The organism is Bradyrhizobium sp. 190, assembly GCF_023073415.1.
Classification (GTDB): Bacteria; Pseudomonadota; Alphaproteobacteria; order Rhizobiales; family Xanthobacteraceae; genus Bradyrhizobium.
The window spans coordinates 1-26900 of record NZ_JADPJL010000080.1; the positions used below are offsets into that span (position 1 = coordinate 1).

Below are 26900 nucleotides of genomic sequence, written 5' to 3' on the forward strand. Positions count from 1 at the left end.
GTTGGATGTGGAGAGACCGTCACCCCACCCCGCCGCTCGTTACACGCGCGTCGACCCTCCCCCTCCAGGGGAGGGTCAGCACAAGCCTCACGCCTTCTCCAGCGCCGCCGCAATATCCTCGATCAGATCATCGGCATGCTCGAGACCGGCGGAGAAGCGGATGAAGCCTTCGCTGATGCCGAGTTCGGCGCGCGCCTCCGGCGTCAGGCGCTGGTGCGTCGTCGTCGAGGGATGGGTGACGAGGCTCTTGGCGTCGCCGAGATTGTTCGAGATGCGCGCGATCCGCAGCGCGTTGAGGCAGCGGAATGCGGCCGCCTTGCCGCCCTTGACCTCGAAGCCGACCAGCGTCGAGCCGGCGCGCAACTGCTTCTTCACCAGCTCGGCTTGCGGGTGATCGGCGCGGCCGGGATAGATCAGCCGCGAAATCTTCGGGTGCGACGCGAGCGCGTCGGCGACCTTGCCCGCGGTCTCGGTCTGCGCGCGCACGCGGACGCCTAGCGTCTCCAGTCCCTTCAACAAAACCCAGGCGTTGAACGGCGAGAGCGACGGGCCGGTATGGCGCATGAAGTTATGGAGGTGCTCGGCGATGAAAGCTTCCGAGGACAGGATGATGCCGCCGAGGCAGCGGCCCTGACCGTCGATATGCTTGGTTGCGGAGTAGACCACGACGTCAGCGCCGAGCGAAAGCGGGCTCTGCCAGATCGGCGTGGCGAAGACGTTATCGACGATCAACCGTGCGCCGCCACTGTGCGCGATCTCGGCAATGGCCGGGATGTCGAGCACGTCGAGCGTCGGATTTGTCGGGCTCTCCAGGAAGAACGACTTGGTGTTCGGCCGCAATGCGCGCTGCCACTGGTCGAGATCAAGACCGTCGACCAGCGTCGTCTCGATGCCGTAGCGCGGCAAGAGATCCTGCACCACGTAAAGGCACGAGCCGAACAGGGCTTTCGAGGCGACCACGTGGTCGCCGGTCCGGAGCGGTGCGAGGATCGCGGTCGTCACCGCGGCCATGCCGGTCGCGGTCGAGCGCGCGGCTTCCGCGCCCTCGAGTTCGATCATGCGGCGCTCGAACATATCAATCGTCGGATTGGAATAGCGCGAATAGATAAAGCCGGGTTCATGGCCCTTGAACCGGGCCTCGCACTGCTCCGCGCTGTCGTAGACGTAGCCTTGGGTGAGGAACAGCGCCTCCGACGTCTCGCCGAATTGCGAGCGCAGCGTGCCGCCATGGACAAGGCGGGTTTCGGGACGATAACGCTTGGTAGAACCAGTCTCAGACATGTGACCTCCGCCGTGACCACCATTGAAAAATGGTCACAAAAAACCGGCCTGGAAAAATTTCCACAGGCCGGGATCACACGTGTCCCCGGCCTGTTTAGCGACTTATTTAACGTGGCTGCAAGCCGGCCGGCTCAAATCACCACGGGATAAGTCATGCTGATATTACCTCGCGCCCTTTCCGTCAAGGCGGCCATCGGATAACCCCTAAAAGCCCATATTTACGAGGTTTGGATGACATTTGGGCCGTATTGAGGATCGCGCCGTGCCGTTCACGCTTCCGCCCGACGCCAACGGAATTCTGCCCGACCGCATGATCGCGGCGATGGCGGATGCGGGCCTGATCCTGCCGGAATATCCCTTTGTCGAAAGCCAGATCCAGCCGGCGAGCCTCGACTTGCGGCTGGGCAACATCGCCTACCGGGTGCGCGCGAGTTTTCTGCCCGGTCCCGGCGCCACGGTCGCCGAGCGCATCGACGAGTTGAAGCTGCACGAGATCGATCTCTCAGACGGGGCAGTGCTGGAGACTAACTGCGTCTACATCGTGCCACTGCTGGAGAGCCTCGCGCTGCCGCCGCAGATCGTGGCGGCCGCCAATCCGAAGAGCTCCACTGGGCGGCTCGACGTCTTCACCCGCGTGATCGCCGACGGCACCCGCCGCTTCGACATGATCGGCGCGGGCTATCACGGTCCGCTCTATGCCGAGATCAGCCCGAAGACGTTTCCAGTGCTGCTGCGCGAGGGCTCGCGGCTCAGCCAAGTGCGCTTCCGCACCGGCGATGCCATCCTCAATGCCGACGAACTCGACGCGCTGCACGGCGCCGAGCGGCTGGTCGATATCGACGATGCGGATCTGGCCAATGGCGTGGCGCTGTCAGTCGATCTCTCCGGCGAAAATACGTCAGGCTTCGTCGGCTACCGCGCCAAGCGCCACACCGGCGTCGTTGATATCGACCGCCGTGGCGGCTATGCGGTCGATGAATTCTGGGAGCCGATTCCGGCCCGTCCGGACGGCAGCCTGATCCTCGATCCCGGCGAGTTCTACATCCTGGCCTCCAAGGAGGCCGTGCAGGTGCCGCCGGATTACGCCGCCGAAATGGTGCCGTTCGATCCGCTGGTCGGCGAATTCCGCGTGCATTACGCGGGATTCTTCGATCCCGGCTTTGGCTATGCCGGCGCCGGCGGGCAGGGGGCGCGGGCGGTGCTCGAAGTGCGCTCGCGCGAGGTGCCGTTCATTCTCGAGCACGGCCAGATCGTCGGCCGCCTGGTCTACGAGAAAATGCTGTCACGGCCCGACGCCATGTACGGCCAGCGCATCGGCTCGAACTACCAGGCGCAGGGCCTGAAGCTAAGCAAGCATTTCCGGGTGTAGTCTGTCGCGTCCGGTACCCAGCTTCCTCGGCACGCCAATTCAACAGGACCCCGGCTCAGCAGCGCATCACAGCGTGCTGCGCTGCGTCCGGGGCGCGAGATCGTCACACTCACCGCGCCGCCGATTTCGCCGACGGCGTCACGCGCCAGATCGTGTTGCCAACGTCGTCGGCGACCAGCAATGCGCCGTGCTTGTCGAGCCGCACGCCGACGGGGCGGCCCTGCGCTTCGCCCTTGTCGTTGAGGAAGCCGGTCAGCACGTCCTGCGGCGCGCCCGAGGGCTTGCCGTCCTGGAAGGGAACGAAGATCACCTTGTAGCCGGCGCGCGGATTGCGATTCCACGAGCCGTGCTGGCCGATGAAGGCGCCGCCTTCCATTTCCTGCGGAAACAGATTGCCGGTGTTGAAGGCGAGGCCAAGCGAAGCCGTATGCGCGCCCAGCGCATAATCCGGCGCCATTGCTTTCTGCACCAGATCGGGCCGCCGCGGCTCGACGCGGGTGTCGACGCGGTCGCCGAAATAACTGTAAGGCCAGCCGTAGAACGCGCCATCCTTCACCGACGTCATGTAATCAGGCACGAGATCATTGCCGAGTTCGTCGCGCTCGTTGACGACGACCCAGAGCTCGCCGGTTTTCGGATTCCATGCCGGGCCGTTTGGGTTGCGCAGGCCCGAGGCGAACACCCGCCATTGGCCGCTGGCGCGGTCGACTTCCAGAACCGCGGCGCGATCCTTCTCGGCCTCCATGCCGTTCTCGCCGATATTGCTGTTGGAGCCGACAGTTGCATAAAGCTTTGTGCCGTCTGAGCTTGCCGTGAGGTCCTTGGTCCAGTGGTGATTGAGCGTGCCGGCGGGCAGGTCCGCCAGCTTGACGCCGGGCGCGCTGATCTTGGTGTCGCCCTCGCGGTAGGGGAATTTCACGATCGCGTCGGCATTGGCGACATAGAATTCTTCGCCGACCAGCACCATGCCAAACGGCGAATTCAGGTTGCTGATGAAGGTGCTTCTCGTCTCGGCGGCGCCGTCGCCATCGGCATCACGCAACAGCATGATGCGGTTGGCGCTCGGAACGGCTGCACCCGCCTGGCTCTGCGCCAGGCCGTAGATGAAGCCCTTGATGCTGAAGCCACTGTCCTGCTTCGGCGGCGCGTTGCTCTCGGCGACCAGTACGTCGCCATTCGGCAGCATATAGACCGTGCGCGGATGATCGAGCCCGGTCGCGAAGGCATTCACCGCCATGCCGTTGGCGGCTGTCGGCTTGGCGCCATCAGCCCAGCGGTTGACCGTGGCGATGGCGATCGTCGGGATCCAGGAATGCTCCGGCGGCGGCAGGTCGGGCGATGGACCATACGTCTGCGCCACGGTCGCGGCTTCCTTGGCGTCGTTACAGGCGGCAAGCGGCAGCGCCAGCGCGCCGACGCTCAGGGCCAGGAGAAGGTGCTCGCGCATGACAGTTCCTCGAATGTCGCCCCTCTACAATGCGGTGCTGGCCTGAACGTTTCTTGTGGTCCGGCATGAATTCCCCGTGAAATGGCTGCCTGGGCGCGCCTCGCGCTCAAGTGGAGGGCAAAGCACGACCCTGCAGCACAATCCCGCAGGCCCCCATTGCGCCCGGCGCACGTGGAATCACCCCCCGCCGTGCTAGGAAACAGCGCGCCGTGGAACCAAGTCCGTGCGCGGGGAGCAGAAATGTCCGACCTCGGCGTCGCCGAAATTCCCGTCGACGAAAAGGAGCGCCCGCTTCCGCTGCCGGAAGCGCCGGTGAAGAATGCGCTGATCGACGGCCCGATCCTGCGCACGCTGCTATGGCTGGCTTGGCCGAACGTGATCGCGCTGACCGCGGGCACCTGCGTCGTGATCGCCGAGACTTCCTATATCGGCAGGCTGGGCGTGGAATCGCTGGCCGCGATGGCGCTGGTGTTCCCGATCGTGATCCTGACCATGACCATGTCGGGCGGCGCCATGGGCGGCGGCGTGGCCTCGGCGATTGCGCGTGCGCTCGGCGCCGGCGATATCGAACGTGCCTCGACGCTGGCTGCGCATGCGCTGCTGATCGGCCTCTGCTTCGGGCTTGTCTTCATGCTGGGCATGTTGCTCTTCGGCCCCGCGCTTCTGGAATTGCTCGGCGGCCGCGGCAATGTGCTGACGCAGGCGGTGGCTTATACGCAGATCTTCTTCGGCGGCGCCGTGGTGCCGTGGCTGATGAACACGATGTCCGGCATCTTGCGCGGCACCGGCAACATGAAGCTGCCGTCGTTAATGATGCTATCGTCGGCCATTTGCCAGATCATTCTCGGCGGCACGCTGGGCCTGGGCCTCGGCCCGATCCCGCAATTCGGCATGCGCGGCGTCGCGGCGGGCTCACTGATCGCCTACCTGATCAGCATCGCCGTGATGTCCTGGTATCTGTTTTCCGGGCGCGCGCGCGTCATTCCGAAAATCCGCGGCCTTCGCATCCGCATGCCGATGTTCATCGACATTCTCAAGGTTGGCGCCATTGCCTGCTTCTCGCCGCTGCAGTCGGTGCTGACGATCAGCATCTTCACCTACATGCTGGCGAGTTTCGGCACCGAGATTCTCGCCGGCTACGGCGTCGGCGCGCGGCTCGAATTCATGCTGACCTCGATCGCATTCGCGGTCGGCATCGCTTCGGTGCCGATGGTCGGCATGGCGATCGGCGCGGAGCGGATCGCGCGAGCCCGCAGGATCTGCTGGATCGCGGGGGGCGTGGCGTTTGTCGGCGTCGGCGCGGTTGCGAGCTTCATTGCCGTATTCCCCGACATCTGGGTGAATCTTTTCACCGACGATGCGAGCGTGCGCGCCGCCAGCCGGCAGTATTTGTCTACGGCGGCGCCGATGTATGCTTTCCTCGGTCTAGCCACGACATGCTATTTCTCATCGCAGGGCGCGGCCAAGGTGATCGGCCCGGTGCTGGCGCAGACCGCGCGGCTGTTGTTCATCGGCACCGGTGGCTGGTGGCTGTCGACGCACAATGCGACCGCACAGGACTTCTTCAAGCTGGCGGCGGCCTCTATGGTGTTGCTCGGCGTGCTGTCATGCGTCAGCGTGATGCTGACCCGATGGGGGCCGAAACAGCCTGTGCCCGTGGTGAAGCCGGCGCTTTCCTAACGATCGTCATTGCCTGCGACAAACGCGAAGCGTTTGCGCAAGGAAGCAAAGCGACGAAGCAATCCATCCATCCTCGCGTGCGATGGATTGCTTCGCGGAGCCTGTCATCGGGCGCGCATTCGCGCGACCCGTTGGCTCGCAATGACGGAATAACTACCGCCGCGTGCGTCGACGGCCGTGACGGCCGCCGCCGACGTTGGCCATGCGCATCAGTTGCGGGACCATGCTCATCAGCTCGCCGCCGCCCAGGCCGCCGACGTTCATGCCGCCGGTGCTTACGCCGTAACCCTCGGGCACATAGCTACCGCTATAACCACCGCCGATGCCACCGGGGATTCCGCCACCTCCCATCATGCCGCCAAGACCGTTAAGACCACCGCCGCCGCCTTCCATCATGCGGCTCATCATCGGGCCCATGGTCTTCATCATCATGGCGAAGCGGCGCTTGCCCATCTTCGCCTTCATCATTTCAAGCATCGGCGCCATCTGCGTCATCATGTCTTCGCCGCCGCCTCCGCGCCCGATGCCGGCGAACTGCGCCTTCGCCGGCATCGATGTCAGGGTGAACAGCAACAGCAGCATGGCTGCGTGGCAGACTACCTTGTCAGCTCCCGTCATGGTTCGACTCCTCATGCGCGGGCGGCCGCGGGCGCGGCGCCGTTCGGACGCACGCGCCGAGGCTAGGAGCGGGCAGGGAGCCGATCTGTGCGAAAGATCACGCTTGCTTTCGGCGAGCGGTGAACTCGGTGACGACACGCCATGTCGCGCCCGCATCCGTCGAGACTTCGCCGCGCCAGAGGAATGAATCGGCGGCGATGTCTGCAAAACTCCAGCGGGCCAGCTGGCCGTCCGGCCGCGTGCCTAGCTGCACGATGTCGTGGCCTTCCGCGCGGCCGATCATCTGCAGGAAACTCCGCGTCACCGGGTCGGTCCACTGAATTCGCCAGGCGTCGATATCGGGATCGTAGACCCGCAGCGTGGTGCCGTAGGAGTTGAAATTGGCCGCGGCGTCGCCGTGCCGCACCTCGCCGCGTGGCGGCACGATCCAGACATCCTGGACCGCGCGCCCCTCCAGCGCCCAGCCGAAATGCCATTCGCCGGCGCGGCGGCGCTCCGTGCCGTCTTCGGAAAATTGCCGGACATCGAGATCCCATGAGCCGACGAAGCGGCCGTAGAGATCCATCTTGCCGGCGCGGTCGGCCGAGGGGCCGTCCGCGCCGAGGGCGTCGAGAAACGCTGATATCATGCGGCGCTCCGTCCCAATGCCTTCTGCATGGCGAGGAGGCCCAGATCCATCTGCGCATCCATGTAGGGCGCGATCTCGTTCGGCAGAACGTCGGCGATCCACACGAAACGGGTGCGCCCGTCGCTTTCGGCGAAGACCTGTGCCGAGGCGCTGTGCTGCCTGATGCGTTCGCTGACGATGGCATAGACCAGCCGGCGTCGCGCGTCGTCGCAATCGACCAGGATCTCGCGCGCCACGGTACCGTTCGAAAACGTGACGATGCGTGCGTCGCCGTCGAGCTTGGTGTCGGTCACGAAGCCGGGCACCAGCCGCGTATGCAGCGCGCCGAAATCGCGCAGCGCGTCCCAGACGTGGTCGGCGGAGGCGTCGATGAGGATTTCCTTGTGGATGGAGGCCATGGTGAGTCCTTTGTCGTTGATCGGTAGGGTGGGCAAAGGCGCACTTGCGCCGTGCCCACCATCCAACCGAGATTGCTATTTTGAATGGTGGGCACGCTTCGCTTTGCCCACCCTACGGTTTCGTGCATCGGCGCTACGTACACACCGCCTCGACATTGTTGCCGTCGGGATCGATCAGGAACGCCGCAAAGTAGGTCGGGCTGTAATCCGCCCGCGGCCCGGCGCCGCCATTGTCGCGGCCGCCAGCCTTCAGGCCTTCGGCATGGAATTTTTTGATCTCCGCATGATCCTTGGCGCGGAACGCGACATGCGCGGCCGAGCCGGCTGATCCCTTGTGCAGATGTAGCCAGAGCGCAGGCGCGCCCTTGGGGCCAAAACCCGCGCCGGAATCGTCGCGCGAGCAGAGCACGAAACCTAAGGGCGCGAGTGCTGCCGTATAGAAGCGCACGCTGGCGTCGAGGTCTCCGACACGTAATCCGATGTGGTCGTACATGAGTTTCTCCAGTCGTAAGCGCGCTAAGTCGCGCGTCCTGGAGAAAGCCTAGCTAGTGGAGGGCCAGCCGTTCTTGGAAAATCTTGCGCTTGCCGCGCGAGGCCTGGCGGAACTTCAGCGGCGAGGCGCCGGCGGCGCGGCCAAACGTGCGCACGAAATTGGACAAGTCTGCGAAGCCGACGTCATAGGCGATATCGGTGACCGGGCTGTCGTCGTCGGCCAGACGTCGCGCGGCATGGCGCAGCCGCGAGCGCACCAGATATTGATGCGGGGTGACGCCGAGCACCTCCGAGAACAGCCGCAGGAAGTGGAACGGGCTGATCCCGGCCTGGGCAGCGGCATCATCCAGATTGATCTGGCGGTGCGAGTTCGCGTCGATCCACAGCGCGGTCTCTACCGCGCGGCGGCGATCGCGCGCAGCATCAGGGCCGGGTTTGCGCGGCTTGCCGGAAACCACCTCGACAAAACGGCTCGCCAGCACCTGACCGATCTCGTCGAGACCGATGTCGCTGCTGCCATCTGCTGCCGATTGCGCCAGTTCCCCGAGCACCACCAGTTCCGGCAGCGGCGGCACGGCGCCGACCTGCCAGGGCGCCCCGCTGTCGCCGATCGCTTCCACCAGTTCGGGGCCGATGAAGAACGACAGGCACTCGTCGCCGCAGACGTGCTCGTGGGTGCAGGTATATTCATCGCCGGGATGGCCGATCAGCACCGATCCCGCCACCAGTTCGCTGAACTTGCCGCGGCAATGCAGGCCAAAACTGCCCTTGCGCACATAGGAAATCGAGTGGCAGCGATGCTGCTCTGCAAACGGCGTGTCGCCAGGCCCCGCGCTGCAGCGAAAATCGGACACGGATATGAATCTGCGCTCGATGAGCGTGGTCGCGTTCATTCGGCTGATCTAGTTATGGGCCCGCGGCGGTGCAACGGGCATCAGCACGTCGAACAGCGTCTTGCCGGAGGTCGGGCTGGTGCCCTCGATCGACAGCAGCCGGCGCTTGGAGATCGCTCCGCCATGGGCTGAGATCTTGTCGGCATAGTTGCCTGCCTCGAGCACGCGATGGCAGGGCACGATGATCATGAAAGGGTTGCGTCCGATCGCCTGCGACACCGAATAGACCGCGCCGGATGCGCGTAAAGCCGAGGCTATTTCCGCATAGGTCCGGGTCTCCCCGCGCGGGATCGAGCGCGCATAGGCGTAGACGCGCTGATTGAAGGCGGGAATGCCGGTCATATCAAGCGCGACCTCGGCGAAATCGCACGCCGCCCCGCGCAGCAGCGCAACGATGCTATCGATTGCAACCTGGACATTCGGAGGAGGACGAAGGTCGCGCGCGTCCGGATAAAGCTGAAACAGCCGCCGCCGCGTATCGATCTCGCGCACTTCAGGAAGCTGCACGCCGACAATACCCGACAGGCCCCACGCGATGCCGCAGCGGCCGATCCCGGTATCGAAAATAGTGTAGCCACGCCCCGTCATACGCCACCAAGCCCCCGGCGCGGATGATAGCACCGGCGCGATGAAGCGCATCTGGAATTTTTGGAAAGTTAACAGTGACGCGAAATGGGGTGCGGAACAGCTTGGCTGATCGCGCGAGGTCGGCTAATCATGGGGCGCGACCCGCGGGCGTAGTTCAATGGTAGAACGGCAGCTTCCCAAGCTGCATACGAGGGTTCGATTCCCTTCGCCCGCTCCAATTCCAACGTGCATCCCTATCCCTGCATCGGATTCATCGCCTCGACCGTTGTTTGTTGCAGAACCGCGCCGCATCACGTGCCTGAATGCGGATGCCGAAGACGGGGTAGCGTATCTGCTGTTGTCGCGCCTCACACTCGTGCCCGTGTTTCAACGCGCACGTTGCCGGCGGCCTGTACAGATCCGCCCGATGGGAACTGGCCGGCCCTCGTTTGCGCCTGTGCGCCAATCGCAAATGCAAGCGTGATTGCGACGATGCGTGCAGTCCGCATTTTCAGATTCCCCCGTGTTTCTACGGTTGAGAGCTCGCTCGACGGTAAACCGGCGCGCTGACGAAGAACGCCGAGAGCTTGTTCGCTGTACTGGTAGGAACTGCGACTTCGTCCCGCGCGAACGGGAAAGCAACAGTCTTGCCAAAAAAATCTAGTAGCTCAGAAAAGAGGCTCCCATTTTTTTTAGAGTATGGCCTCCTTAGTTGCCGGAGAGTTCGTGTGATTCGCGAATTGATGTCAGTCCAGAATGGAGGCTGCCATGAAAGCGTTCGGTCGCGTACTAACGATGTTCGGTATTCTTCTGGTGTCTTTTCGTGCTGACGCTCACGATGCGTCGATGCCGCACCACGAGTGGTTCAACAGACAGGAAATGAACCCCGCCGCCCAACAGCGGCTCGGTGTCCCATGGAAATCGTGTTGCGACAACGGCGATGTATTCAAAACACGCTTTCGCGTCGCAGACGACCATTCGGACCAGTGGCAATACCTCAAAGACGGCCAATGGAAAGTCATCCCACCCGACATCATCAAGTCTGAAGACACGCCAGATCATTTGCCCGTGCTGTTCATAAACAAGCGCACGGGGGACGAGCTCTGCTTCTTCGTGCCGAAGGGTGGATTGTGACGCTTTAGGCCTGCCGCCAGTTCGAGCCGTCGACTACGGGCAACAGCACTATCTTTCGCGTTCGATCCCGCGTAGGGTCGCTTCGTCGCAAGACGATGGCGCTGAACCTTAGAGTGGACTGCGGGCAGACCCGGGGGCAGTACCCGGCGCCTCCACCTTAGCAGCTTGAGCTTAAAGGTCTCATCTCGGTGAGATCGATTCTGCCGAAAGGCCGAATCCCAGGGCTGCTAGGGCGGGGGCGAACCAGGATCGATGGTCGCAAAGAAGCTCTGAATTGTGCTCGGCATGATACCGCCGTTATCGGGTCAAAAACCTAAATGCAAACGATAACGTTGCATTGAACGAAGTGCGCCTCGCGGCGTAACCGTTCGGGGTTGGTCCACCTAGCAACAGAACGGCCATCGCCGCGTCAGCCTTCGGGTTGGCGCGGCTTTTATTTGTGGCCCGGCTCACGCCTCGGCCGTTGCCTTCAATTTTCGTCGCTGCCGTGCTAGACGTGAGGCGTGTCGCAAAAGAGGAGTGCGCGTTGACCCAGGCGATCACTTCCGCCGACACCTCCCGCAATCTGCTCATGGTCGCCGGCGGCGGCATCATCTCCGGCATCCTCACGCCGCTGCTGCCGGCGCTGATCGACCAAATGGTCGGCTTGCCCGGGCAGCTTCGCATTTCACTCATCGCGATGCCGTTCGCCGTGCTCGTCTTCATTCTGGTGCGACGCTTCAGCGGCAATCCGTGGTGGGCGACGCTGTTGGCCGCGATCGTCACCATGGTCGCTTTTGTCTGCGCGGTGAACGCGGCGATCTTTATCGAAGGACAGACAGCGGGCGCTGCCACGGTCATGCGCTATCTGCTCGCCGGCTTGACCGGCGGGCTGGTCGGTGCGGGCGTGATGGCGCTGGGAATCGGCCTGTTGCCGGCAGGGCCGCGTGCGGCTGCCGCGTGGTGGCCGATGCTGATCACGGGGACGCTCGCCGGCACGCTGCTGGCGCTCGACAATGCACTCGGCCTCGACCAGATCTCGTTCCTCTATCCAGTCTGGCAGGCTGGCGTCGCGTTGCGGCTGGTGATGGTGCTGCGGTCCTGACGGCCCAGAGCCGCGTGACGCCCCCGTAGTTCTACCGGCCTGCATGAAGGCCTGCATTAAGGCTGCCTTAGCCGAGTTCCGCCTACGTTGGCCGCTCCCTCATCCCAGCGGAATCACAACATGCGGATCGGTCGTCTCTTTGCGGTATCGATGCTCTCGGTGACGGTACTGGCGGTCGTCCTTGGCGCCGGGATTCTCGTCCCGCAATACCGGACCTTCGCCAGCAAGACCGAGGCGATCAAGGCGGTGGAGGCCTACGGCACGGTGTTGGCGGTCGGCCAGCAGGTTGCCGGCTACCGGGCGCCTTATGTTGGTCCGCTGTTTCAGGAAGGCGCCGCGACGCAGGCCCAGCTCGAGGTGGCCGCGAAGGCCGTGCAGACGGCAGATGCAGCGTTCGCAAAGGCGCGGACGGCCGTCGGTGCGCTCAGCGATGGCGCTGTCATCGTGCAGGGTCTCAACCAGGCAGCGGCCAAACTGGCCGAGGTTCGCATAGCGAGCGATCGCGCGATGGCCCAGCCGATGAGCGCGCGCGACCAGGCGGCGATCAAAGGCTTCCTGCCGGGCATTGCCGCGGTTGTCGGGATTCTTGAACCGCTGTTGAACCGCCTTGAAAATCAGGTCGCGATGGCGGACGCGTCGTTGACGGCGCTGTTGAATGTCGCCCGCACGTCGCAGGATCTGCGGATCTCGGCCGGCGGCCGGGCTGCTACGGTATCGCTTGCGATCAGCACCCGCCGTCCAGTGACGGCGGCTGAAATATCCAGCATGGACCGCGCCCAGGGCCGCGTCGACCTTGACCGCGAACGCATCGAGGCCGGTGTGGATCAGATCGGTAGCCCGCCGCGTCTTGCGAAAGCGATGAACGACGCGATCGAGGCCTATTTCGGAAAGGCAGCGCCATGGCTTGAAAAGGAAATGGCGGCCGGCCGCAACGACGGCAAATTCGCCATCGACTCCAATCAACTCGCCAGCACGATCGTGCCGGCGGTGCAGGCCTTCTTCGCCGTGCGCGATGCCGCGCTCGCGGAAGCCGGAGAACGCGCGGGCGCTGCGCGCGACGCTGCGCTGACGATGCTGGCGCTGGCCGGCCTTGCCGTCGTGGCGCTGCTCGGCGTGCTCGCCGGCGTCACTGTGATGCTGCGCCGGCGCGTAATTACGCCGCTCGCAACCTTGACCGGCGTCGTCGGCGACCTCGCGGCTGGCCGGCATGACGTCACGATTCCGACCGTCGAGCGCGCCGATGAAATCGGCGCCATGGCGGGCTCGCTGCAGGTATTCAAGGATGCCCTGATCGCCAAGAAGGCCGCCGACGCGACCGCCGCGGTGGAAGCAGATGCCAAGATCCAACGCGGCCAGCGCGTCGACCGTATCACCAGCGACTTCGAAGCCATGATTGGTGAAATCGTCGAAATCGTATCGTCGGCCTCGACCGAGCTGGAAGCCTCCGCCGGCACGTTGACGGCGACCGCGGAGCGTTCGGAGGAGCTTGCCACCACGGTTGCGGGGGCTTCCGAGGAAGCCTCCACCAATGTGCAATCGGTCGCGTCGGCCACCGAAGAGATGGCGTCGTCAGTCAACGAGATCAGCCGTCAGGTGCAGGGCTCGGCGCGGATCGCTGGTGAGGCGGTGGAGCAGGCGCAGAAGACCAACGCCCGCGTCGCCGAACTCGCCAAGGCCGCCGCCCGCATCGGCGACGTGGTCGAGTTGATCAACACCATCGCGGGTCAGACCAACCTGCTGGCGCTCAATGCTACCATCGAGGCGGCGCGCGCCGGCGAGGCGGGACGCGGTTTTGCGGTGGTCGCGTCCGAAGTGAAGGCGCTGGCCGAACAGACGGCGAAAGCGACCGGCGAGATCAGCCAGCAGATATCGGGTATCCAGGCGGCTACGCAGGAGTCGGTCGGCGCCATCAAGGAGATCGGCGACACCATCGGACGGATGTCGGAGATTGCCGCCACGATCGCGGCCGCCGTCGAGGAGCAGGGCGCGGCGACCCAGGAAATTTCCCGCAACGTGCAGCAGGCCGCGAACGGCACGCAGCAGGTTTCCGCCAACATCGCCGACGTGCAGCGCGGCGCCAGCGAGACGGGGTCTGCCTCCGCTCAGGTGCTTACCGCGGCAAAGTCATTGTCCGGCGAAAGCGACCGGCTCAAGCGCGAGGTCGGCAAGTTCCTCAGCTCGGTGCGGGCGGCCTGAGCCGCCTCGCCATCGCAAAGGCGGACACCGCTACGGCGTAATCGTCAGCACCGCCTTCATGTTCGGATGGTACCGGCAATAATATTCGACGGTGCCGGCCTTCGTCAGAACCGACGTCACGGTTTTCTTCGGCGGCATATTGACGTCGAAGTCGCCGTTGCGCGCGGTCGCGGTGTGGACGAACACGTCTGTGTTGATCCATTCGATGGTGTCGCCGACCTTGGCCGAAACTTCGGCCGGCGCGAATACCAGATCGGTCGTCGCGATCTGGATCGTCGCAGCCTGCGCCGGGACGGCCATCATGCTGAACAGCAAGGCGGCCATGGCAAGCCGATAGCGTCCCGGACGCATGGCGGGCTCCTTACTTCAGCTTGGCGGCGACCTGTTCGGCGTGCTGCTGGTGGCCCTGAAAAATCTTCAGGCCGGTCTGCAACAGGCTTTTCAGCTCGGCATTGCTGGCTGAGGGAATCAGCTGCGTCTCCAGCGCGCCGTTGACGGCCTTGTGGTAGGCGACCTCGTTGGCGAGATAGGCCTTGTCGTATTCGGCGCCCTTCAGCTTGGCGAGTTCGGCGAGCTTCTCAGTGGCCTGCTTCGACAGCGCCTTGCTGGTGTCGTTGTCTTCCGGCGTCACGTTCAGCTTCTTGACGAGGTCGAGCGCCTGCTTGTTCACGGCCTCATGGTCGCGCACCATGTCCTGTGCGAACGCCTTGACGTCCTTGTTGCCAGCTTTCTCGATCGCCTGCTTGGCGGCGGCGATGTCGATGACACCAGCCGTATAGGCGATATGCGCGATCTGTGGATCGGTAGGCTTTGCGCCTTGCGCCAGCGCAGCGCTTCCCAGGATGCTCAATGCGGCGATCGCCGCGCTCAATCGAACGAACATGTCTGACACTCCTGTGGCGCGGAACCAATGCCGCGCGTTGTTGATGCACAGGAGTTGGATGGTCTTGGAGTACAGAGGTTCCCGGAAAAGTTAATCGAAACCCAGCCGCTTCAATACGGCGTCCGTCAGCCGCTCGCAGCGCTTGCCGGCAAAGGGAAAGGCCTCCATCACCACGGGGCCGATCTTCTTCTCGACATTGTCGCGCAGCATGGTGCGTGCGCGGTGCAGCCGGCTCTTCACGGTCTCGGGTTTGAGCGAGAGAATCTCGGCAGTCTCTTCCACGTTCATCCCTTCGATGACGCGCGTGATGAAGACGAGACGGAATGCTTCCGGCAATTCATCGATGGCATGTTCGACGACGGCTTGAATTTCACGCTGGGCCATGGATTTTTCCGGATCGGCGGCGGCGGAGAGGGGGAACTGGATGATTTCGGCTTCGAGCGCGCCTTGCGGCAAGGAGTCCAGTTCCACGGCGGGCCGCCGGCGGCGCAGCCGGCCCAGCGCCTCGTTCATCGCGATCCGCGACAGCCAGGTCGACAGGCTGGAATCGCCGCGAAAACTTTCCAGATGTGTGAAAGCGCGGACATAGGCTTCCTGCACGACGTCCTCGGCTTCGCTGTCGTTGCGCAGGATGCCGCGGGCAAGGCGATAGAGCCTGCGGTTGTTGGCCTGCATGATGGCGCGCACCGCCGCCTCGTCGCGGGCCAGCGCCCGCCGTACCAACTCGGTGTCGCCGGATTCGGGCGCAATTTGCGGTATGTGGGCCTGGCGCATGATATCCACCAATAACAGGGTATTGGGGTTGGATGCGGCAAGGGGAAAGAGGTTCCCGAAATATTTTCGTTGGGTGGGCAAAGCGCAGCGTGCCCACCATGTTTCGACACGCGTAGTCCTGAATGGTGGGCACGCTTCGCTTTGCCCACCCTACCTACCCGTCACCCCGCCGGCACCTGATCCAGGAACCCGGTGATGCTGCGGATGCGGCCGTCGCTGAGCACGGCGAAATCCGTTCCCTTGATCGGGCTGTCGCCGCCGTCGGGGCCGAGCCCCCAGGAGAAGCGAACGTGATCGCCAAAGCCGTTGGGCTCGCCGATCAGCTTGAACTTGAAATCCGGAAAGCGCTGCTGCACACCTGATATCAGCGCGTCGACGCCGTCATGGCCGTCGCCGCTCATCAGGGGGTCGACGTATTTCGCGTCCGTCGTCCAGTTCGCCGCCAACATCTCGCGGCGACGGGCTGGCGTGCGCTCGTTCCACAGATCGATGTAGCGGTTGGCAATGCTGTGAACGTTGGTCATTGAGAATCTCCTTCGGTTAGGCCGGATTGATCGGCTGACCGACTATCGGAAATCTCCGCGCGCCAATCGATTACCTCGGAGGTCAAGGATTGACCTCGAAGGTCAAGGATTTCGATTTTGCTGGTCCGCCGTTCCACTGCCGCCCCGGCCATGGGCATCCAGCGCATCGAGGAAGCATCGCACCTTGGCGGGAACGAACTGGCGGGCCGGCAACAGCGCATGAATATTGAGCGGCTCGCAGACATGGTCGGTGAGAATCCGCCGCAGCAATCCCGCTTCCTCTGCCGCGCGGGTAAAGCTCGCCGTCACCCGCAACACGCCGAGCCCGGCGAGCGCGGCTTGCAACCGGATGTCCGCGTTCGAACTCACCAGCCGCGATTTCTGCACGGTAAGATGCTCGGTGACGCCGGCCGGTGTGGTCAGCGCCCAGGGCGCGTCGTGGGGGCCGGTCAGCATCGGAAGGCGAGCGAGTTCTTCCAGCGTGCGGGGTTCGCCGAATTTTTCCAATAGCGCAGGCGCGGCATACAGGCCGCGTTCCAGCGAGGAAACTCTCCGGATCACGATTCCGGTCGAAGGCAGCGGTGACTCCAGCATCGCGAATACGATGTCGTAATTTTCGGCCACGGGACTGACAATCTCGTGCTCGACATCGATCCGGATCACGAGATCCGGATAGCGGTCCATCAATTCGATGGCGACGGGCCCTGCATGGTGCGCGCCAAATTCGTAAGGCGATTTGATGCGCAGCGTGCCTGCGACGGTGCTGCTCATCGCCAGCGCCTCGCCATGCGTATCGTGCAGCGCAATGAACAGCGGCCGCACCCGCTGATAGATGGTGTCGCCGGCATCCGTCAGGCGGAGATGACGCGTGGAGCGCTCGATCAGCCGCAGGCCGAGATTGGCTTCCAGCCGTTGCACTGCAGCACTGAGGCTCGACTTGGGATGGCCGAGCACGCGCGCCGCGGCGCTAAAGCCGCCATGCTGCACGACCTCGCAAAACAGCTCCCAATCGCGCCAGTCCATCGGGGGCATCGTCCATGTGGCGGGACGGTGTGTCCAGGAAATCCGGATACAAGCGAAACCGCCGATGCCCTAGAAGATGGCACAAAAGAACCGCGGTTCGCAAAACACACAAAGGGAGAAACGGCATGTCGGATGACGGAATCTTTCTGCGCAATTCCTGGTACGTCGCAGCCTGGAATCACGAGCTGATCGACGGCCGAAAGCTCGCCCGCACCATTCTCGAACGGCCCGTGGTGATCTATCGCGGCGCCAGCGGCAAGGTCGTAGCGCTCGACGATCGTTGTTGCCATCGCGCGGCGCCGCTCTCGATGGGCCGGATCGAAGGCGACGATATCCGCTGCATGTATCACGGCATGAAGTTCGAGCCAGGCGGCAAGTGCATCCAGATTCCCGGCCAGGATATGATCCCGCCAAAGCTCGGCGTGCGCAGCTATCCCGTGGTCGAGCGATACAATCTGATCTGGATCTGGATGGGCGATATCGAAAAGGCCGATCCGAACCTGATCGTGGATTATCCGCCGCTCGCCGATCCCAAATGGCGGGGCTTGCCCGGCTATATGCACTACAAGGCCAACTGGCTCTTGATCGTCGACAATCTAAGCGACTTCGCCCATCTCGCCTTCGTGCATACCCATACGCTCGGCGGCTCCGAGGAGTACGCCTACAAGACCAAGCCGGTCGCGATCGAAAAACTCGACGACGGTTTTCGCGTCGAGCGCTGGCACGTGAGCGCCGATCCGCCGCCCTATCATTGCAAGGTGATCTCGAACAAGACCGACAAGATCGATCGCCGTAATATCGGCCGCATGATTGTTCCCGGCATCTTCCTGCTCGACACGATGTTTGCACCGGCCGGCCAGGGTGCGGAAAAGGGCGTGCAGGTGCCGGGTACGCGGCAATATCGCAATGCGCAATTCATGACGCCGGAGACGCGCAGCACCACGCATTTCTTCTGGAACTATTTGCACGATTTCGACCTCGACAACCCGAATATCGCGCTGTCGCTGCGCAACAGCCTCGAAGAGGCTTTCCACGAAGATCTCGCGATCATCGAGGCGCAGCAGAAGGTGTTCGACGCCGATCCGAACTATCAGTTGCTAACCATCGGTGCGGATGCAGCACTGACCTATTTCCGCTGGGTACTGGCGCGGCGGATCGAGGCGGAGGGGAGCACGGCGCGGGCGGCGTAGGGAACGGCGCGGCAGTGGCCGCGTTACCCACCTTCACGAGGGCGGCCTTACCATTGATCGGGCTGGGGCCTGCGCGGGATTTGGCATAAAAGCATGGTCTCGACCTCGTTGGTCCTTGGTCAAACGTCAAAGCTTGGTCCCTTGCCGTCTCCTCTTATTGGGGCGTTCAATCCGTGGCAGACGAAAAAAAGACGCTGAAGCAGCGTGAGGGCGCCGACTGGGCGCAGCAGATGTGGCTGTGGCCGCTGGAAGCTACGAGACTGGCGCTCGACAATTACGCGCAATGGTTCGCCGATCAGAAGCCTGCGCCTACCTGCGCGCCGGACCAGCCGTCGCTTGCTTGGACCACGCCGAACGCGGTCGTGCTGCAACTTCAGTCGATGCGGTTGCGGGCGTTTTCGCGCGGGAATGCGACGCAGCCGCCGGTTCTCGTCTGCGCACCCTATGCGCTGCACGGCGCGCTGATCGCGGACTTCGCACCTGGCCATAGTCTAGTGGAGGCGCTGCAAAAGGACGGCGTGAACCGCATCTATGTCCCGGACTGGTGCTCGGCGACGCCGGAAATGGGCAACCTGTCGATCGACAATTATCTTGCCGAGCTCAATGTGGCGATCGACGAGATCGGCGCGCCGGTCGATCTCATCGGCCTGTGCCAGGGCGGATGGCTGTCGCTGGTCTATGCCGCGCGGTTTCCCGGCAAGGTGCGGCGGCTCGTGCTTGCCGGCGCGCCTGTCGATATCTCGACGCCGTCCGACCTCTCGAAGATGGTGGCCGCACTTCCTCAGCCAGCGTTCGAGCAGATGGTGCGCCAGGGGGACGGAATCGTCAGCGGCGAGCACATGCTGCGGATCTGGAACAAGCCGTTCAGCCAACAAGACGTGGAAGCGGTGCTGCAGAGAAATCTCGGCGACGGATCGAACGAGGCGAGCGTGCTGCTGGATCGTTTCGCGCGCTGGGACCGCGCGACGCTGGATCTGCCAGGCGCCTATTATCTCGAGGTGACCGAGCAGATTTTCCGGCAGAACCTGATCGCCAAAGGCCGCTTTGTCGCGCTCGGCCGCAGGATCGATCTTTCCGAGGTGCGCGTGCCGGTCTTCCTGCTGGCCGGCGAGGACGATATCGTCGTCCCGCGCGATCAGGCGTTCGCGACGGCGCGGCTGTTGGGCACGCAGCCGGCGTGGCTCGAACGGGCCTGCGAGCCGTGCGGTCACCTCAGCCTCTTCATGGGACGCAAGGCCTTGAACCATTCGTGGTGGCGGATCTCCCGGTGGCTTCAGGCCGATATCGGCGATGCCGCCGGCGCAAGGATCAGCGCGTGAGATGCAAATGAAAAAGCCCCGGACTGCGCGTGCAATCCGGGGCAGCAAAACGTTTTGCGGCGGATGGCCTTACTTCGCCGCGACCACCATGATCTCGACATTGTACTGCGGCGCCGCCAGCTTGGCCTCGACGGTGGCGCGCGCCGGCGTATTGCCGGCCGAGACCCATCCGTCCCACACCGCGTTCATTTCGGGAAATGTCTTCATGTCGGTGATGTAGATCGTGGCCGACAGCAGCTTCGACTTGTCGGTCCCTGCCTTGGCTAGATGGCCGTCGATGATCGCGAGAATGTCCTGCGTCTGCTCGGTCACGCTCTTGCCGGCCGCCTTGCCGGCGACGACGCCGGCGAGATAGACGGTGTTGCCGTGAACGACGACCTGGCTCATGCGAGGTCCGGTTTCGAAGCGCTGGATAGTCATGTTGTTCTCCTGATGAGGGGCGGCGGTTTCTTAGCGCGCTGATGCCTTGTGCGCCACTGCGTTATTTGCATTGAACCTCGGCATAGGCGAGCGGAAGCGACGCCGTCCTGCTGACGGCTATGTCAGGGCTTGACGAGAACGCGTTTCACCCTGCCGCCTTCGCTGCCGCGCGTCCGGCATTCCGGCCCGAGAACAGGCAGCCGCCGAGGAAGGTGCCCTCCAGCGAACGGTAGCCATGCACGCCGCCGCCGCCGAAGCCTGCCGCTTCGCCTGCGGCATAAAGTCCCCGGATGATCTCGCCATTGCTGCCGAACACGCGCGAGTCGAGATCAGTCTCGAAGCCGCCCAGCGTCTTGCGTGTGAGGATGTTGAGCTTGACCGCGATCAGCGGGCCGTGTGCAGGATCGAGAATCCGGTGCGGCTTTGCGGTGCGGATCAGCTTGTCGCCGATATAGCGCCGCGCATTGTGCAGGTTCATCACCTGCGCGTCCTTGACGTAGGGGTTTGACATCTCGCGATCGCGCGCCTCGATCTGCGCCTTGATGTGATCGTGCTGGAGCAGATCGCTGCCTGCCAACGCATTCATCGCGCTGACCAAGTCGGCAAGATTGTCGCGCACGATGAAATCGGCACCGTTCTTCTTGAACGCCTCCACTGGCGCGGGTGCCCCCTTGTTGGTGGCGCGCTTGATGGTCATGCGCCAGCTCTTGCCCGTGAGGTCGGGATTCTGTTCGGAGCCGGATAGCGCAAACTCTTTCTTGATGATGCTCTGGGTCAGGATGAACCAGGAATAATCGTATCCGGTCGACATGATGTAGTGCAGCTGGCCGAGCGTGTCGGAGCCCGGGAACAGCGGCGCGGGCAGGCGTTTGCCCGTGGCGTCGAACCACATCGAGGACGGGCCGGGCAGGATGCGGATGCCGTGGCGCGGCCAGATCGGATTCCAGTTTCGGATGCCCTCGACGTAATGCCACATCCGGTCGCGGTTGATCAGCCGCGCACCGGCCGCTTCCGTGATGCCGATCATGCGTCCGTCGACATGTTCGGGCACGCCGGAGATCATGAATTTCGGCGGCTCGCCCAGCCGCTTTGGCCAGTTCTGCCGGACCATGTCGTGATTGCCGCCGATGCCGCCGGAGGCGACGATCACGGCCTGCGCGCGCAGCGCAAAATCGCCGATCACCTTGCGCGAGGAGCTTTTGCCGCGCTCGACGCTGTCAGGTTCGAGCACCGACCCACTGATGCCTTCGATCGCGCCGTTCGTCATCACAAGTGTGTCGACGCGGTGGCGAAACTTGAACGTTAGTCGGCCAGTCTTCCCGGCCTCGCGCGCACGCCGCTCGAACGGCTCGACGATGCCGGGACCAGTACCCCATGTGACATGAAAGCGCGGCACCGAATTGCCGTGGCCCATCGCGTCGTAGCCGCCGCGCTCGGCCCAGCCGACTACCGGAAAAATACGGTGGCCCATCGCGCGCAGCCAGTCGCGCTTTTCGCCGGCCGCAAACGCGACATAGGCTTCCGCCCATCGCTTCGGCCAAAGGTCGTCGTCGCGATCGAAGCCCGCGGCCCCCATCCAGTCTTGCAGTGCGAGATCGTAGGAATCCTTAATGCCGAGCCGGCGCTGCTCGGGAGAGTCCACCAGGAAGAGTCCGCCGAACGACCAAAAGGCTTGTCCGCCAAGGCTTTGCTCGCCTTCCTGGTCGACGACGATGACGCGTTTGCCGGCGTCTGCGATCTCCGTCGCTGCGACCAGTCCCGCCAGTCCGGCGCCGACCACGATTACGTCTGTGACCTCGGTCATCGTTTCCTCCCCCGTGCCATTTATGATTCAAGCCCGCGTCCTCGCGGTCAACGGCAAAGCGTCTTGCCTGTGGCGGCGTCGCCACCTCGGCGAGAGTCGTTTGTTCCAGTATGGGACCTTTTCGCGCGGAGGGTGCAGCGGCCCGGCAACACTTAATTTGAATTTGTTTTGACGGGCTGTGTCTGCCTAGACAAAATCACGATCTCAAACGACGCTACATCCTGTCTTGCATCACTAAGACGATCAGATTCGGTTTCGACATTCTTCCGACTGGGGCTGGGATATGAAGCTGGTGACGGGGTTGCTTGCAGCGGTGCTGCTGCTGGCTGGGGTAGGGGCGAGCCATGCGGTGGTGCGGATTGCCGACGACCGCGGCGGCCGGATCGGCACCTATGTCGACAAGTACCAGGGCCTGCGCACCTCGGGCGAAACCGTGATCATCGACGGCCTGTGCGCCTCGGCCTGTACCATCGTGCTCGGCGCGGTTCCCCATGACCGGATCTGCGTTACCTCGCACGCCAATCTCGGCTTTCATGCCGCCTGGGATTTCGGCGCCAACGGCCGTGCCGTGACCAACACCGAAGCCACCCACATGCTGTATTCGATGTACCCGCCGGCGGTCCGGAAGTGGATTGCGGCGCGCGGCGGCCTGACCCGGAACATGATCTTCCTGCGCGGCAAGCAGCTGCAGGCGATGTACAAGCCCTGCTACCTCGACGCGCAAGCCTCCACCAACAAGCCGGCATCGCGCTGAACCCAGCCGGCCGTTTCGCCGAAAAGTGACGTCGTGACCGGGACATCTGCGCGAAGCGCGTCTTCGCGCAGATGTTCCGGCCATTTACTTTTCGTGCACCTCTCGCCCAGCCTGCCCCTCCGCATGACGTGATGTCGCGCACGGCCATTCCGCTTGCCTGCCCGGGGAACTGGCCCTATCTGAAATGCATGGCTCAGCCGATTTCCACCCAAGCCGGAATGATGACCGCGGTCCCGCGTCAGGGCAGGGTGGCGTCCATGATCGTTTGGAGCGCAGCCACCCTCGGCGCGCTGGCCGTGCTCGGCGCGGCGGCATTGTGGTTCTATTACGGCACCGCGGTGTTTTTCGAGATGATCGCCGCCGGCATCTCGGCCTGCTTCTGATACGGCGAAAAGGGAATCGACAATGGACCGGACGATCCGCCCGCTGGTGATTATTGCTGCCTTCGCCACGAGCCTCCTGGTCGGGCTGGTGATCATGCTGTGGGCGATGGGCGGCTTGCGCACCGTGACCGCACCGGCCGCGATCGGTGGGCCGTTCCAACTCACCGACCAGGCTGGCCAGGCCGTCACCGAGCAGAATTTGAAGGGCAAGCCGACGCTGATCTTCTTCGGCTTTACCCATTGCCCCGATGTTTGCCCGACCTCGCTGTTCGAGATTTCCGAGGTGCTGAAGGCGATGGGCACGGACGCCGATCGCGTGAACGCCTGGTTCGTATCGGTCGATCCCGAGCGCGACACAGCCGCCGCGATGAAGGATTATCTCTCCAGCTTCGATCCGCATCTGAGGGGGCTGACCGGCGAGCCTGCGGCGGTGGCCAAGGTGATTTCGGCCTACCGGGTCTATGCCAGAAAAGTCCCGCTCAAGGACGGCGACTACACCATGGACCATACCGCGCTGATCTACCTGATGGATCGCGACGGCAATTTCGTAGCGCCCTTCAACCTGAAACGGACGCCCGAGGAAGCCGCCAAGGATTTGAAGCGCTATCTCTGAGCCGGCAGTGCCGGCCAAAAGCTGCAAAACGGCCCTCGCATCGCGGGCCGGATGGTCTATAAGGCCATGAAATTCCGCAAGCATTGCCGCAAATGCCATATCTTAACGTCCCGTTAACCAATGCAAGACTGCATCGAACCGTCAGCGCGTGGCTGGCCGGGCTGCTCGTCGCGTCCGCGTTGATGGCTGTTGGCGGTGCTGCGGCGCACGCGCAAACCCAGCCCCGCCCGGCGGTCGAGGCTGCTCCGCAGGCGGTGCCCGGCTTCTGGGATCCGCGGCGGCGTCCGGACCGGCCGGACATGTCGCGCCTGACCGTGATCCGGTTCCTGACCGAGACCGATTATCCGCCGTTCAACTTCACCGGGCCTGATGGCAATCCCGCTGGCTTCAATGTCGATCTGGCGCGCGCGCTCTGCGACGAGATCAAGATTTCCTGCACCGTCCAGATGCGCCGGTTCGAGACGCTGGTCGATGCGATATCAAGCAATCGCGGCGATGCCATCATCGCCTCCATGGCGGTGACGCCGGCCTTGCGCGCAAGGCTCGATTTCACCGATCCCTATTACCGAGCGCCGGCGCGCTTCGTGTCGCGGCGCGACGCCGTGATGCCGGAGGTCCGCCCTGAATATCTCGAAGGCAAGAAGGTCGGCGTCATCGCCGGCACCTCGCACGAGGCTTATCTGAAGGCGATGTTCACCGACGCCGAGATCAAGTCCTACGGCAATGACGACGCGCTGCGGCTCGCCTTAAGACGGAGCGAGGTCGATTTCATCTTCGGCGACGCGATCTCGCTGGCGTTCTGGATCAACGGCACCGATTCGGCCGAATGCTGCGCGTTCTCGGGCGGGCCCTTCGTCGAGAGCCGCTATTTCGGCGAGGGCATCGGCATCGCCGTCCGCAAGGGCAACGATCTGCTGCGGACGTCGCTGAACTGGGCGCTGTTCCGGATCTGGGAAAAAGGCCGCTTCACCGATCTGTGGCTGCGGTATTTTTCGATCAGTCCGTTTTAGGAGTTCGAGACTTCGTAGCTGCGTAAGGTGGGCAAAGCGAAGCGTGCCCACCATTGGAGACGCAGGTCGGTGAGAGATGGTGGGCACGGCGCAAGTGCGCCTTTGCCTACCCTACGGAGTTTCGCCCGTCATTTTGCATTTTGCCTCGGAAGCGCTAGTTTCCGCGGCTTCCGGAGAGAGCCTCTTATATGTCCACGATCGACCTTGCCTTTAGCCCGAGCGATTTGCGCGCGCTCGCCGAACAATCCAACGCCTGGCCGTTCGAGCAGGCCAAGGCGATTGTCGCGCGGCTGAAGAAAAGCCCGAAGGACGAGGTGCTGTTCGAGACCGGCTACGGCCCGTCGGGCCTGCCGCATATCGGCACCTTCGGCGAGGTCGCGCGCACCACGATGGTGCGTCATGCCTTCCACGTGCTCACCGAGGACAAGATCAAGACGCGGCTGCTCGCCTTCTCCGACGACATGGACGGCCTGCGCAAGGTGCCCGACAATGTGCCGAACAAGGATATGCTGGCGTCGCATCTCGGCAAGCCGCTGTCGCGGATACCCGATCCGTTCTCCAATGAGTATCCGTCGTTCGGCGCGCACAACAATGCGCGGTTGCGGGCGTTTCTCGACACCTTCGGCTTCGACTACGAATTCGCCAGCTCGACCGACTACTATACGTCGGGCAAGTTCGACGCCGCGCTGCTGCGCATGCTGGAGCGCTTCGATGCGGTGATGGCGATCATGCTGCCGAGCCTGCGCGAGGAGCGAGCGGCGACCTATTCGCCGTTTCTGCCGATCTGTCCGCGCACGGGCGTGGTGCTGCAGGTGCCTATCGTCGCCCATGACGTCAAGGGCGGCACGGTTTCCTACGACGACCCCGAGACCGGGGAGCGCGTCACCGTTCCCGTGACCGGCGGGCATTGCAAGCTGCAATGGAAGCCGGACTGGGCGATGCGCTGGTTCGCGCTCGGCGTCGACTATGAAATGGCCGGCAAGGACTTGATCGATTCGGTCAAGCTGTCGGGCAAGATCTGCGCGGCGCTCGGCGGCACGCCGCCGGAGGGCTTTAACTACGAGCTCTTCCTCGACGAAAAGGGCCAGAAGATTTCGAAGTCGAAGGGCAACGGGCTCACCATCGATGAATGGCTGCGCTATGCGTCGCCGGAATCGCTGTCGCTGTTCATGTACCGCGAGCCGAAGGCGGCGAAGCGGCTGTATTTCGACGTGATCCCGCGCAACGTCGACGACTACCAGCAATTCCTCGATGGTTTCACCCGGCAGGATGCGAAGCAGCAGCTTGCCAATCCGGTCTGGCACATCCATTCCGGCAAGCCGCCGAAGGCCGACATGCCGGTCACATTCCAGCTGTTGCTGACGCTGGTGTCGTCGTCGAACGCGGAAAATGCCGAAACGCTGTGGGGCTTCATCGGGCGCTATCGCCCGGGTGTGACGCCGCAGACCCACTCCAAACTGGACGCGATGGTCGGCTACGCCATCAATTACTATCGCGACTTCGTGGCGCCGACGAAGCAGTTCCGCGAGCCGACCGACAGCGAGCGTGCCGCGCTGCAGGATCTGCGCGATGCGCTGTCGAACATGCCGGCGGGATCATCGGCGGAAGACATCCAGAACGTGGTCTACGAAATCGGCCGCCGCGAGCCGTTCCTGGATCAGGTGAAGAAGGGCAAGGACGGCCGGCCCGGCGTTTCGCTCGACTGGTTCAACATGCTCTACCAGGTGCTGCTCGGCCAGGAGAAGGGCCCGCGCTTCGGCTCGTTCGTCGCGGTCTATGGCGTGACCAATGCCGTCGCGATGATCGACGGCGCGCTGGCGCGGAGCGCGTAGTTTCCTTCCCTTCTCCCCTTGTGGGAGAAGGTGGATCGCTGTCGCGAAGCGGCAGCGAGACGGATGAGCGACTATCTTGGAAGTCAAGTTGCATTGGCGTACTGGGCGCGCGCATCGCGTGCTTTTGCGTTGAGGCGGACGAGCAGCTTGCGCGCCAGGGCGATGCGGATGACCATTTTTTCCTTTCCGGCGGCGACCAGTCTTGCGCGGAAGTCAGCGAGGCTTTTGTCGTAACGGGCGGCGATGGCGGCGACCAGGAACAGGATCGAGCGGACACCGGCGCGACCGCCACGGACCGGCCGCTTGCCCCGTCGCTTGCCACTGTCATTGGCGATCGGGGAGACCCCGACGAGCTTGGCAATCGCCTTGTTGGAATAGGTTCCGATCTCCGGCAGATCGGCCATGATCCAGGCAACGGCGCGATCGGCGACGCCCTTGATGGAGCGGAAGGTATCGGAGAGACATGCCCACAGAGAGTCGTCATTGATCATCGAGCCGATCTCGCCCTCAAGGGTGCGGGACTGCCGCTTGAGCAGCGCAATCACTTCGTCGATGCTGGCCAGCATCTCGGCGTCATCGAGCCA

The 26900-nt window shown here is 63.6% G+C and carries 28 protein-coding genes, 1 tRNA gene, 1 other RNA gene and 1 riboswitch; of the genes, 14 read left to right on the top strand and 16 right to left on the bottom strand.

The genetic code is table 11. The features are described from left to right. Positions 1-87: 87 nt before the first annotated feature. Positions 88-1281: an O-succinylhomoserine sulfhydrylase gene (locus IVB22_RS38625; RefSeq protein WP_247522383.1), complete on the bottom strand. Its 1194-nt coding sequence runs from the start codon at positions 1279-1281 to the stop codon at positions 88-90. A 73-nt stretch (positions 1282-1354) separates the two neighbouring features. Then, positions 1355-1434: riboswitch (SAM riboswitch) on the bottom strand. A gap of 109 nt (positions 1435-1543) precedes the next feature. On the opposite strand from IVB22_RS38625, the gene IVB22_RS38630 reads away from it, so the two are divergent. Continuing rightward, positions 1544-2650 (top strand): 2'-deoxycytidine 5'-triphosphate deaminase, encoded by a 1107-nt coding sequence (locus tag IVB22_RS38630; protein ID WP_247522384.1) that lies wholly within the window; start codon positions 1544-1546, stop codon positions 2648-2650. 109 nt (positions 2651-2759) lie between these two features. Here IVB22_RS38630 and IVB22_RS38635 read toward each other — a convergent pair whose 3' ends face one another. Further along, positions 2760-4097, bottom strand: coding sequence for a sorbosone dehydrogenase family protein (locus IVB22_RS38635; protein WP_247522385.1), 1338 nt, complete (start codon positions 4095-4097; stop codon positions 2760-2762). Positions 4098-4337: 240 nt separating this feature from the next. Here IVB22_RS38635 and IVB22_RS38640 point away from each other — a divergent pair, with 240 nt between their 5' ends. Further along, positions 4338-5777: an MATE family efflux transporter gene (locus IVB22_RS38640; protein ID WP_247522386.1), complete on the top strand. Its 1440-nt coding sequence runs from the start codon at positions 4338-4340 to the stop codon at positions 5775-5777. A 153-nt stretch (positions 5778-5930) separates the two neighbouring features. On the opposite strand, the gene IVB22_RS38645 is transcribed toward IVB22_RS38640, so the two are convergent. The 6 genes from IVB22_RS38645 to IVB22_RS38670 all read right to left on the bottom strand — a co-directional run bounded on the left by IVB22_RS38645 (position 5931) and on the right by IVB22_RS38670 (position 9394). Then, positions 5931-6395 carry a hypothetical protein gene (locus IVB22_RS38645; RefSeq protein WP_247522387.1) on the bottom strand — a complete coding sequence of 155 codons (465 nt, stop codon included), beginning with the start codon at positions 6393-6395 and terminating at the stop codon, positions 5931-5933. A gap of 97 nt (positions 6396-6492) precedes the next feature. After that, positions 6493-7023 (bottom strand): hypothetical protein, encoded by a 531-nt coding sequence (locus tag IVB22_RS38650; RefSeq protein ID WP_247522388.1) that lies wholly within the window; start codon positions 7021-7023, stop codon positions 6493-6495. Continuing rightward, positions 7020-7421, bottom strand: a complete 402-nt coding sequence (locus IVB22_RS38655; RefSeq protein WP_247522389.1) for an SRPBCC family protein — start codon at positions 7419-7421, stop codon at positions 7020-7022. The genes IVB22_RS38650 and IVB22_RS38655 overlap by 4 nt, the downstream gene beginning before the upstream one ends. A gap of 133 nt (positions 7422-7554) precedes the next feature. After that, positions 7555-7914: a VOC family protein gene (locus IVB22_RS38660; RefSeq protein ID WP_247522390.1), complete on the bottom strand. Its 360-nt coding sequence runs from the start codon at positions 7912-7914 to the stop codon at positions 7555-7557. Positions 7915-7966: 52 nt separating this feature from the next. Then, positions 7967-8806, bottom strand: coding sequence for an AraC family transcriptional regulator (locus IVB22_RS38665; protein ID WP_247522391.1), 840 nt, complete (start codon positions 8804-8806; stop codon positions 7967-7969). A gap of 9 nt (positions 8807-8815) precedes the next feature. After that, a complete protein-coding gene (locus IVB22_RS38670) occupies positions 8816-9394 on the bottom strand; it encodes a methylated-DNA--[protein]-cysteine S-methyltransferase (RefSeq protein ID WP_247522407.1) in 579 nt (192 codons plus the stop codon). 143 nt (positions 9395-9537) lie between these two features. On the opposite strand from IVB22_RS38670, the gene IVB22_RS38675 reads away from it, so the two are divergent. The 5 genes from IVB22_RS38675 to IVB22_RS38695 all read left to right on the top strand — a co-directional run bounded on the left by IVB22_RS38675 (position 9538) and on the right by IVB22_RS38695 (position 13787). Continuing rightward, positions 9538-9611, top strand: a tRNA-Gly gene (locus IVB22_RS38675). A gap of 530 nt (positions 9612-10141) precedes the next feature. Then, on the top strand, positions 10142-10507 hold the full coding sequence (locus IVB22_RS38680) for a hypothetical protein (protein WP_247522392.1): 366 nt from the start codon (positions 10142-10144) through the stop codon (positions 10505-10507). A gap of 45 nt (positions 10508-10552) precedes the next feature. Next, positions 10553-10913, top strand: a transfer-messenger RNA (tmRNA) gene (ssrA, locus tag IVB22_RS38685). 120 nt (positions 10914-11033) lie between these two features. Then, entirely contained in the window at positions 11034-11591 is a 558-nt protein-coding gene (locus IVB22_RS38690) for a hypothetical protein (protein WP_247522393.1), read from the top strand. Between the two features lie 120 nt (positions 11592-11711). After that, complete coding sequence (locus tag IVB22_RS38695; RefSeq protein ID WP_247522394.1) at positions 11712-13787, top strand: methyl-accepting chemotaxis protein; 2076 nt, start codon at positions 11712-11714, stop codon at positions 13785-13787. A 30-nt stretch (positions 13788-13817) separates the two neighbouring features. On the opposite strand, the gene IVB22_RS38700 is transcribed toward IVB22_RS38695, so the two are convergent. From IVB22_RS38700 to IVB22_RS38720, 5 genes are all read right to left on the bottom strand, one after another. Next, positions 13818-14138: a cupredoxin domain-containing protein gene (locus tag IVB22_RS38700; RefSeq protein WP_247522395.1), complete on the bottom strand. Its 321-nt coding sequence runs from the start codon at positions 14136-14138 to the stop codon at positions 13818-13820. A gap of 10 nt (positions 14139-14148) precedes the next feature. Next, on the bottom strand, positions 14149-14670 hold the full coding sequence (locus tag IVB22_RS38705) for a DUF4142 domain-containing protein (RefSeq protein ID WP_247522396.1): 522 nt from the start codon (positions 14668-14670) through the stop codon (positions 14149-14151). A gap of 90 nt (positions 14671-14760) precedes the next feature. Further along, on the bottom strand, positions 14761-15444 hold the full coding sequence (locus tag IVB22_RS38710; protein ID WP_247522397.1) for an RNA polymerase sigma factor: 684 nt from the start codon (positions 15442-15444) through the stop codon (positions 14761-14763). Positions 15445-15605: 161 nt separating this feature from the next. Next, entirely contained in the window at positions 15606-15968 is a 363-nt protein-coding gene (locus IVB22_RS38715) for a nuclear transport factor 2 family protein (protein WP_247522398.1), read from the bottom strand. A gap of 102 nt (positions 15969-16070) precedes the next feature. Then, the gene (locus tag IVB22_RS38720) at positions 16071-16991 is read right to left on the bottom strand and encodes a LysR family transcriptional regulator (RefSeq protein WP_247522399.1); all 921 of its coding nucleotides are present in this window, start codon (positions 16989-16991) and stop codon (positions 16071-16073) included. 125 nt (positions 16992-17116) lie between these two features. On the opposite strand from IVB22_RS38720, the gene IVB22_RS38725 reads away from it, so the two are divergent. Together IVB22_RS38725 and IVB22_RS38730 are read left to right on the top strand one after the other, a co-directional pair. Then, positions 17117-18181 (top strand): aromatic ring-hydroxylating dioxygenase subunit alpha, encoded by a 1065-nt coding sequence (locus IVB22_RS38725; protein ID WP_247522400.1) that lies wholly within the window; start codon positions 17117-17119, stop codon positions 18179-18181. Between the two features lie 173 nt (positions 18182-18354). Next, complete coding sequence (locus IVB22_RS38730) at positions 18355-19500, top strand: alpha/beta fold hydrolase (protein ID WP_247522401.1); 1146 nt, start codon at positions 18355-18357, stop codon at positions 19498-19500. Between the two features lie 69 nt (positions 19501-19569). Here IVB22_RS38730 and IVB22_RS38735 read toward each other — a convergent pair whose 3' ends face one another. Beyond that, on the bottom strand, positions 19570-19920 hold the full coding sequence (locus IVB22_RS38735) for a RidA family protein (RefSeq protein WP_214492065.1): 351 nt from the start codon (positions 19918-19920) through the stop codon (positions 19570-19572). Between the two features lie 145 nt (positions 19921-20065). Further along, positions 20066-21724 carry an FAD-binding dehydrogenase gene (locus IVB22_RS38740; RefSeq protein ID WP_247522402.1) on the bottom strand — a complete coding sequence of 553 codons (1659 nt, stop codon included), beginning with the start codon at positions 21722-21724 and terminating at the stop codon, positions 20066-20068. Between the two features lie 283 nt (positions 21725-22007). On the opposite strand from IVB22_RS38740, the gene IVB22_RS38745 reads away from it, so the two are divergent. From IVB22_RS38745 to IVB22_RS38760, 5 genes are all read left to right on the top strand, one after another. Beyond that, positions 22008-22478, top strand: a complete 471-nt coding sequence (locus IVB22_RS38745; protein WP_247522403.1) for a hypothetical protein — start codon at positions 22008-22010, stop codon at positions 22476-22478. A gap of 257 nt (positions 22479-22735) precedes the next feature. Further along, the gene (locus IVB22_RS41495) at positions 22736-22861 is read left to right on the top strand and encodes a hypothetical protein (protein ID WP_256467517.1); all 126 of its coding nucleotides are present in this window, start codon (positions 22736-22738) and stop codon (positions 22859-22861) included. A gap of 22 nt (positions 22862-22883) precedes the next feature. Further along, complete coding sequence (locus tag IVB22_RS38750) at positions 22884-23474, top strand: SCO family protein (protein ID WP_247522404.1); 591 nt, start codon at positions 22884-22886, stop codon at positions 23472-23474. A 182-nt stretch (positions 23475-23656) separates the two neighbouring features. Further along, the gene (locus IVB22_RS38755; RefSeq protein ID WP_247522408.1) at positions 23657-24484 is read left to right on the top strand and encodes a transporter substrate-binding domain-containing protein; all 828 of its coding nucleotides are present in this window, start codon (positions 23657-23659) and stop codon (positions 24482-24484) included. A gap of 188 nt (positions 24485-24672) precedes the next feature. Continuing rightward, a complete protein-coding gene (locus tag IVB22_RS38760; protein ID WP_247522405.1) occupies positions 24673-26316 on the top strand; it encodes a lysine--tRNA ligase in 1644 nt (547 codons plus the stop codon). An 83-nt stretch (positions 26317-26399) separates the two neighbouring features. Here IVB22_RS38760 and IVB22_RS38765 read toward each other — a convergent pair. Continuing rightward, a partial coding sequence (locus tag IVB22_RS38765; protein WP_247522406.1) for a transposase occupies positions 26400-26900 on the bottom strand: 501 nt, incomplete at its 5' end.

Coding starts and splice junctions, on each gene's coding strand:
- IVB22_RS38660 (WP_247522390.1), bottom strand. CDS start 7,914: ATGTACGACCACATCGGATTACGTGTCGGAGACCTCGACGCCAGCGTG.
- IVB22_RS38635 (WP_247522385.1), bottom strand. CDS start 4,097: ATGCGCGAGCACCTTCTCCTGGCCCTGAGCGTCGGCGCGCTGGCGCTG.
- IVB22_RS38740 (WP_247522402.1), bottom strand. CDS start 21,724: ATGACCGAGGTCACAGACGTAATCGTGGTCGGCGCCGGACTGGCGGGA.
- IVB22_RS38680 (WP_247522392.1), top strand. CDS start 10,142: ATGAAAGCGTTCGGTCGCGTACTAACGATGTTCGGTATTCTTCTGGTG.
- IVB22_RS38700 (WP_247522395.1), bottom strand. CDS start 14,138: ATGCGTCCGGGACGCTATCGGCTTGCCATGGCCGCCTTGCTGTTCAGC.
- IVB22_RS38665 (WP_247522391.1), bottom strand. CDS start 8,806: ATGAACGCGACCACGCTCATCGAGCGCAGATTCATATCCGTGTCCGAT.
- IVB22_RS38720 (WP_247522399.1), bottom strand. CDS start 16,991: ATGGACTGGCGCGATTGGGAGCTGTTTTGCGAGGTCGTGCAGCATGGC.
- IVB22_RS38705 (WP_247522396.1), bottom strand. CDS start 14,670: ATGTTCGTTCGATTGAGCGCGGCGATCGCCGCATTGAGCATCCTGGGA.
- IVB22_RS38715 (WP_247522398.1), bottom strand. CDS start 15,968: ATGACCAACGTTCACAGCATTGCCAACCGCTACATCGATCTGTGGAAC.
- IVB22_RS38755 (WP_247522408.1), top strand. CDS start 23,657: ATGGCTGTTGGCGGTGCTGCGGCGCACGCGCAAACCCAGCCCCGCCCG.
- IVB22_RS38645 (WP_247522387.1), bottom strand. CDS start 6,395: ATGACGGGAGCTGACAAGGTAGTCTGCCACGCAGCCATGCTGCTGTTG.
- IVB22_RS38750 (WP_247522404.1), top strand. CDS start 22,884: ATGGACCGGACGATCCGCCCGCTGGTGATTATTGCTGCCTTCGCCACG.
- IVB22_RS38640 (WP_247522386.1), top strand. CDS start 4,338: ATGTCCGACCTCGGCGTCGCCGAAATTCCCGTCGACGAAAAGGAGCGC.
- IVB22_RS38655 (WP_247522389.1), bottom strand. CDS start 7,421: ATGGCCTCCATCCACAAGGAAATCCTCATCGACGCCTCCGCCGACCAC.
- IVB22_RS38735 (WP_214492065.1), bottom strand. CDS start 19,920: ATGACTATCCAGCGCTTCGAAACCGGACCTCGCATGAGCCAGGTCGTC.
- IVB22_RS38695 (WP_247522394.1), top strand. CDS start 11,712: ATGCGGATCGGTCGTCTCTTTGCGGTATCGATGCTCTCGGTGACGGTA.
- IVB22_RS38625 (WP_247522383.1), bottom strand. CDS start 1,281: ATGTCTGAGACTGGTTCTACCAAGCGTTATCGTCCCGAAACCCGCCTT.
- IVB22_RS41495 (WP_256467517.1), top strand. CDS start 22,736: ATGATCGTTTGGAGCGCAGCCACCCTCGGCGCGCTGGCCGTGCTCGGC.
- IVB22_RS38650 (WP_247522388.1), bottom strand. CDS start 7,023: ATGATATCAGCGTTTCTCGACGCCCTCGGCGCGGACGGCCCCTCGGCC.
- IVB22_RS38670 (WP_247522407.1), bottom strand. CDS start 9,394: ATGACGGGGCGTGGCTACACTATTTTCGATACCGGGATCGGCCGCTGC.
- IVB22_RS38760 (WP_247522405.1), top strand. CDS start 24,673: ATGTCCACGATCGACCTTGCCTTTAGCCCGAGCGATTTGCGCGCGCTC.
- IVB22_RS38710 (WP_247522397.1), bottom strand. CDS start 15,444: ATGCGCCAGGCCCACATACCGCAAATTGCGCCCGAATCCGGCGACACC.
- IVB22_RS38725 (WP_247522400.1), top strand. CDS start 17,117: ATGTCGGATGACGGAATCTTTCTGCGCAATTCCTGGTACGTCGCAGCC.
- IVB22_RS38745 (WP_247522403.1), top strand. CDS start 22,008: ATGAAGCTGGTGACGGGGTTGCTTGCAGCGGTGCTGCTGCTGGCTGGG.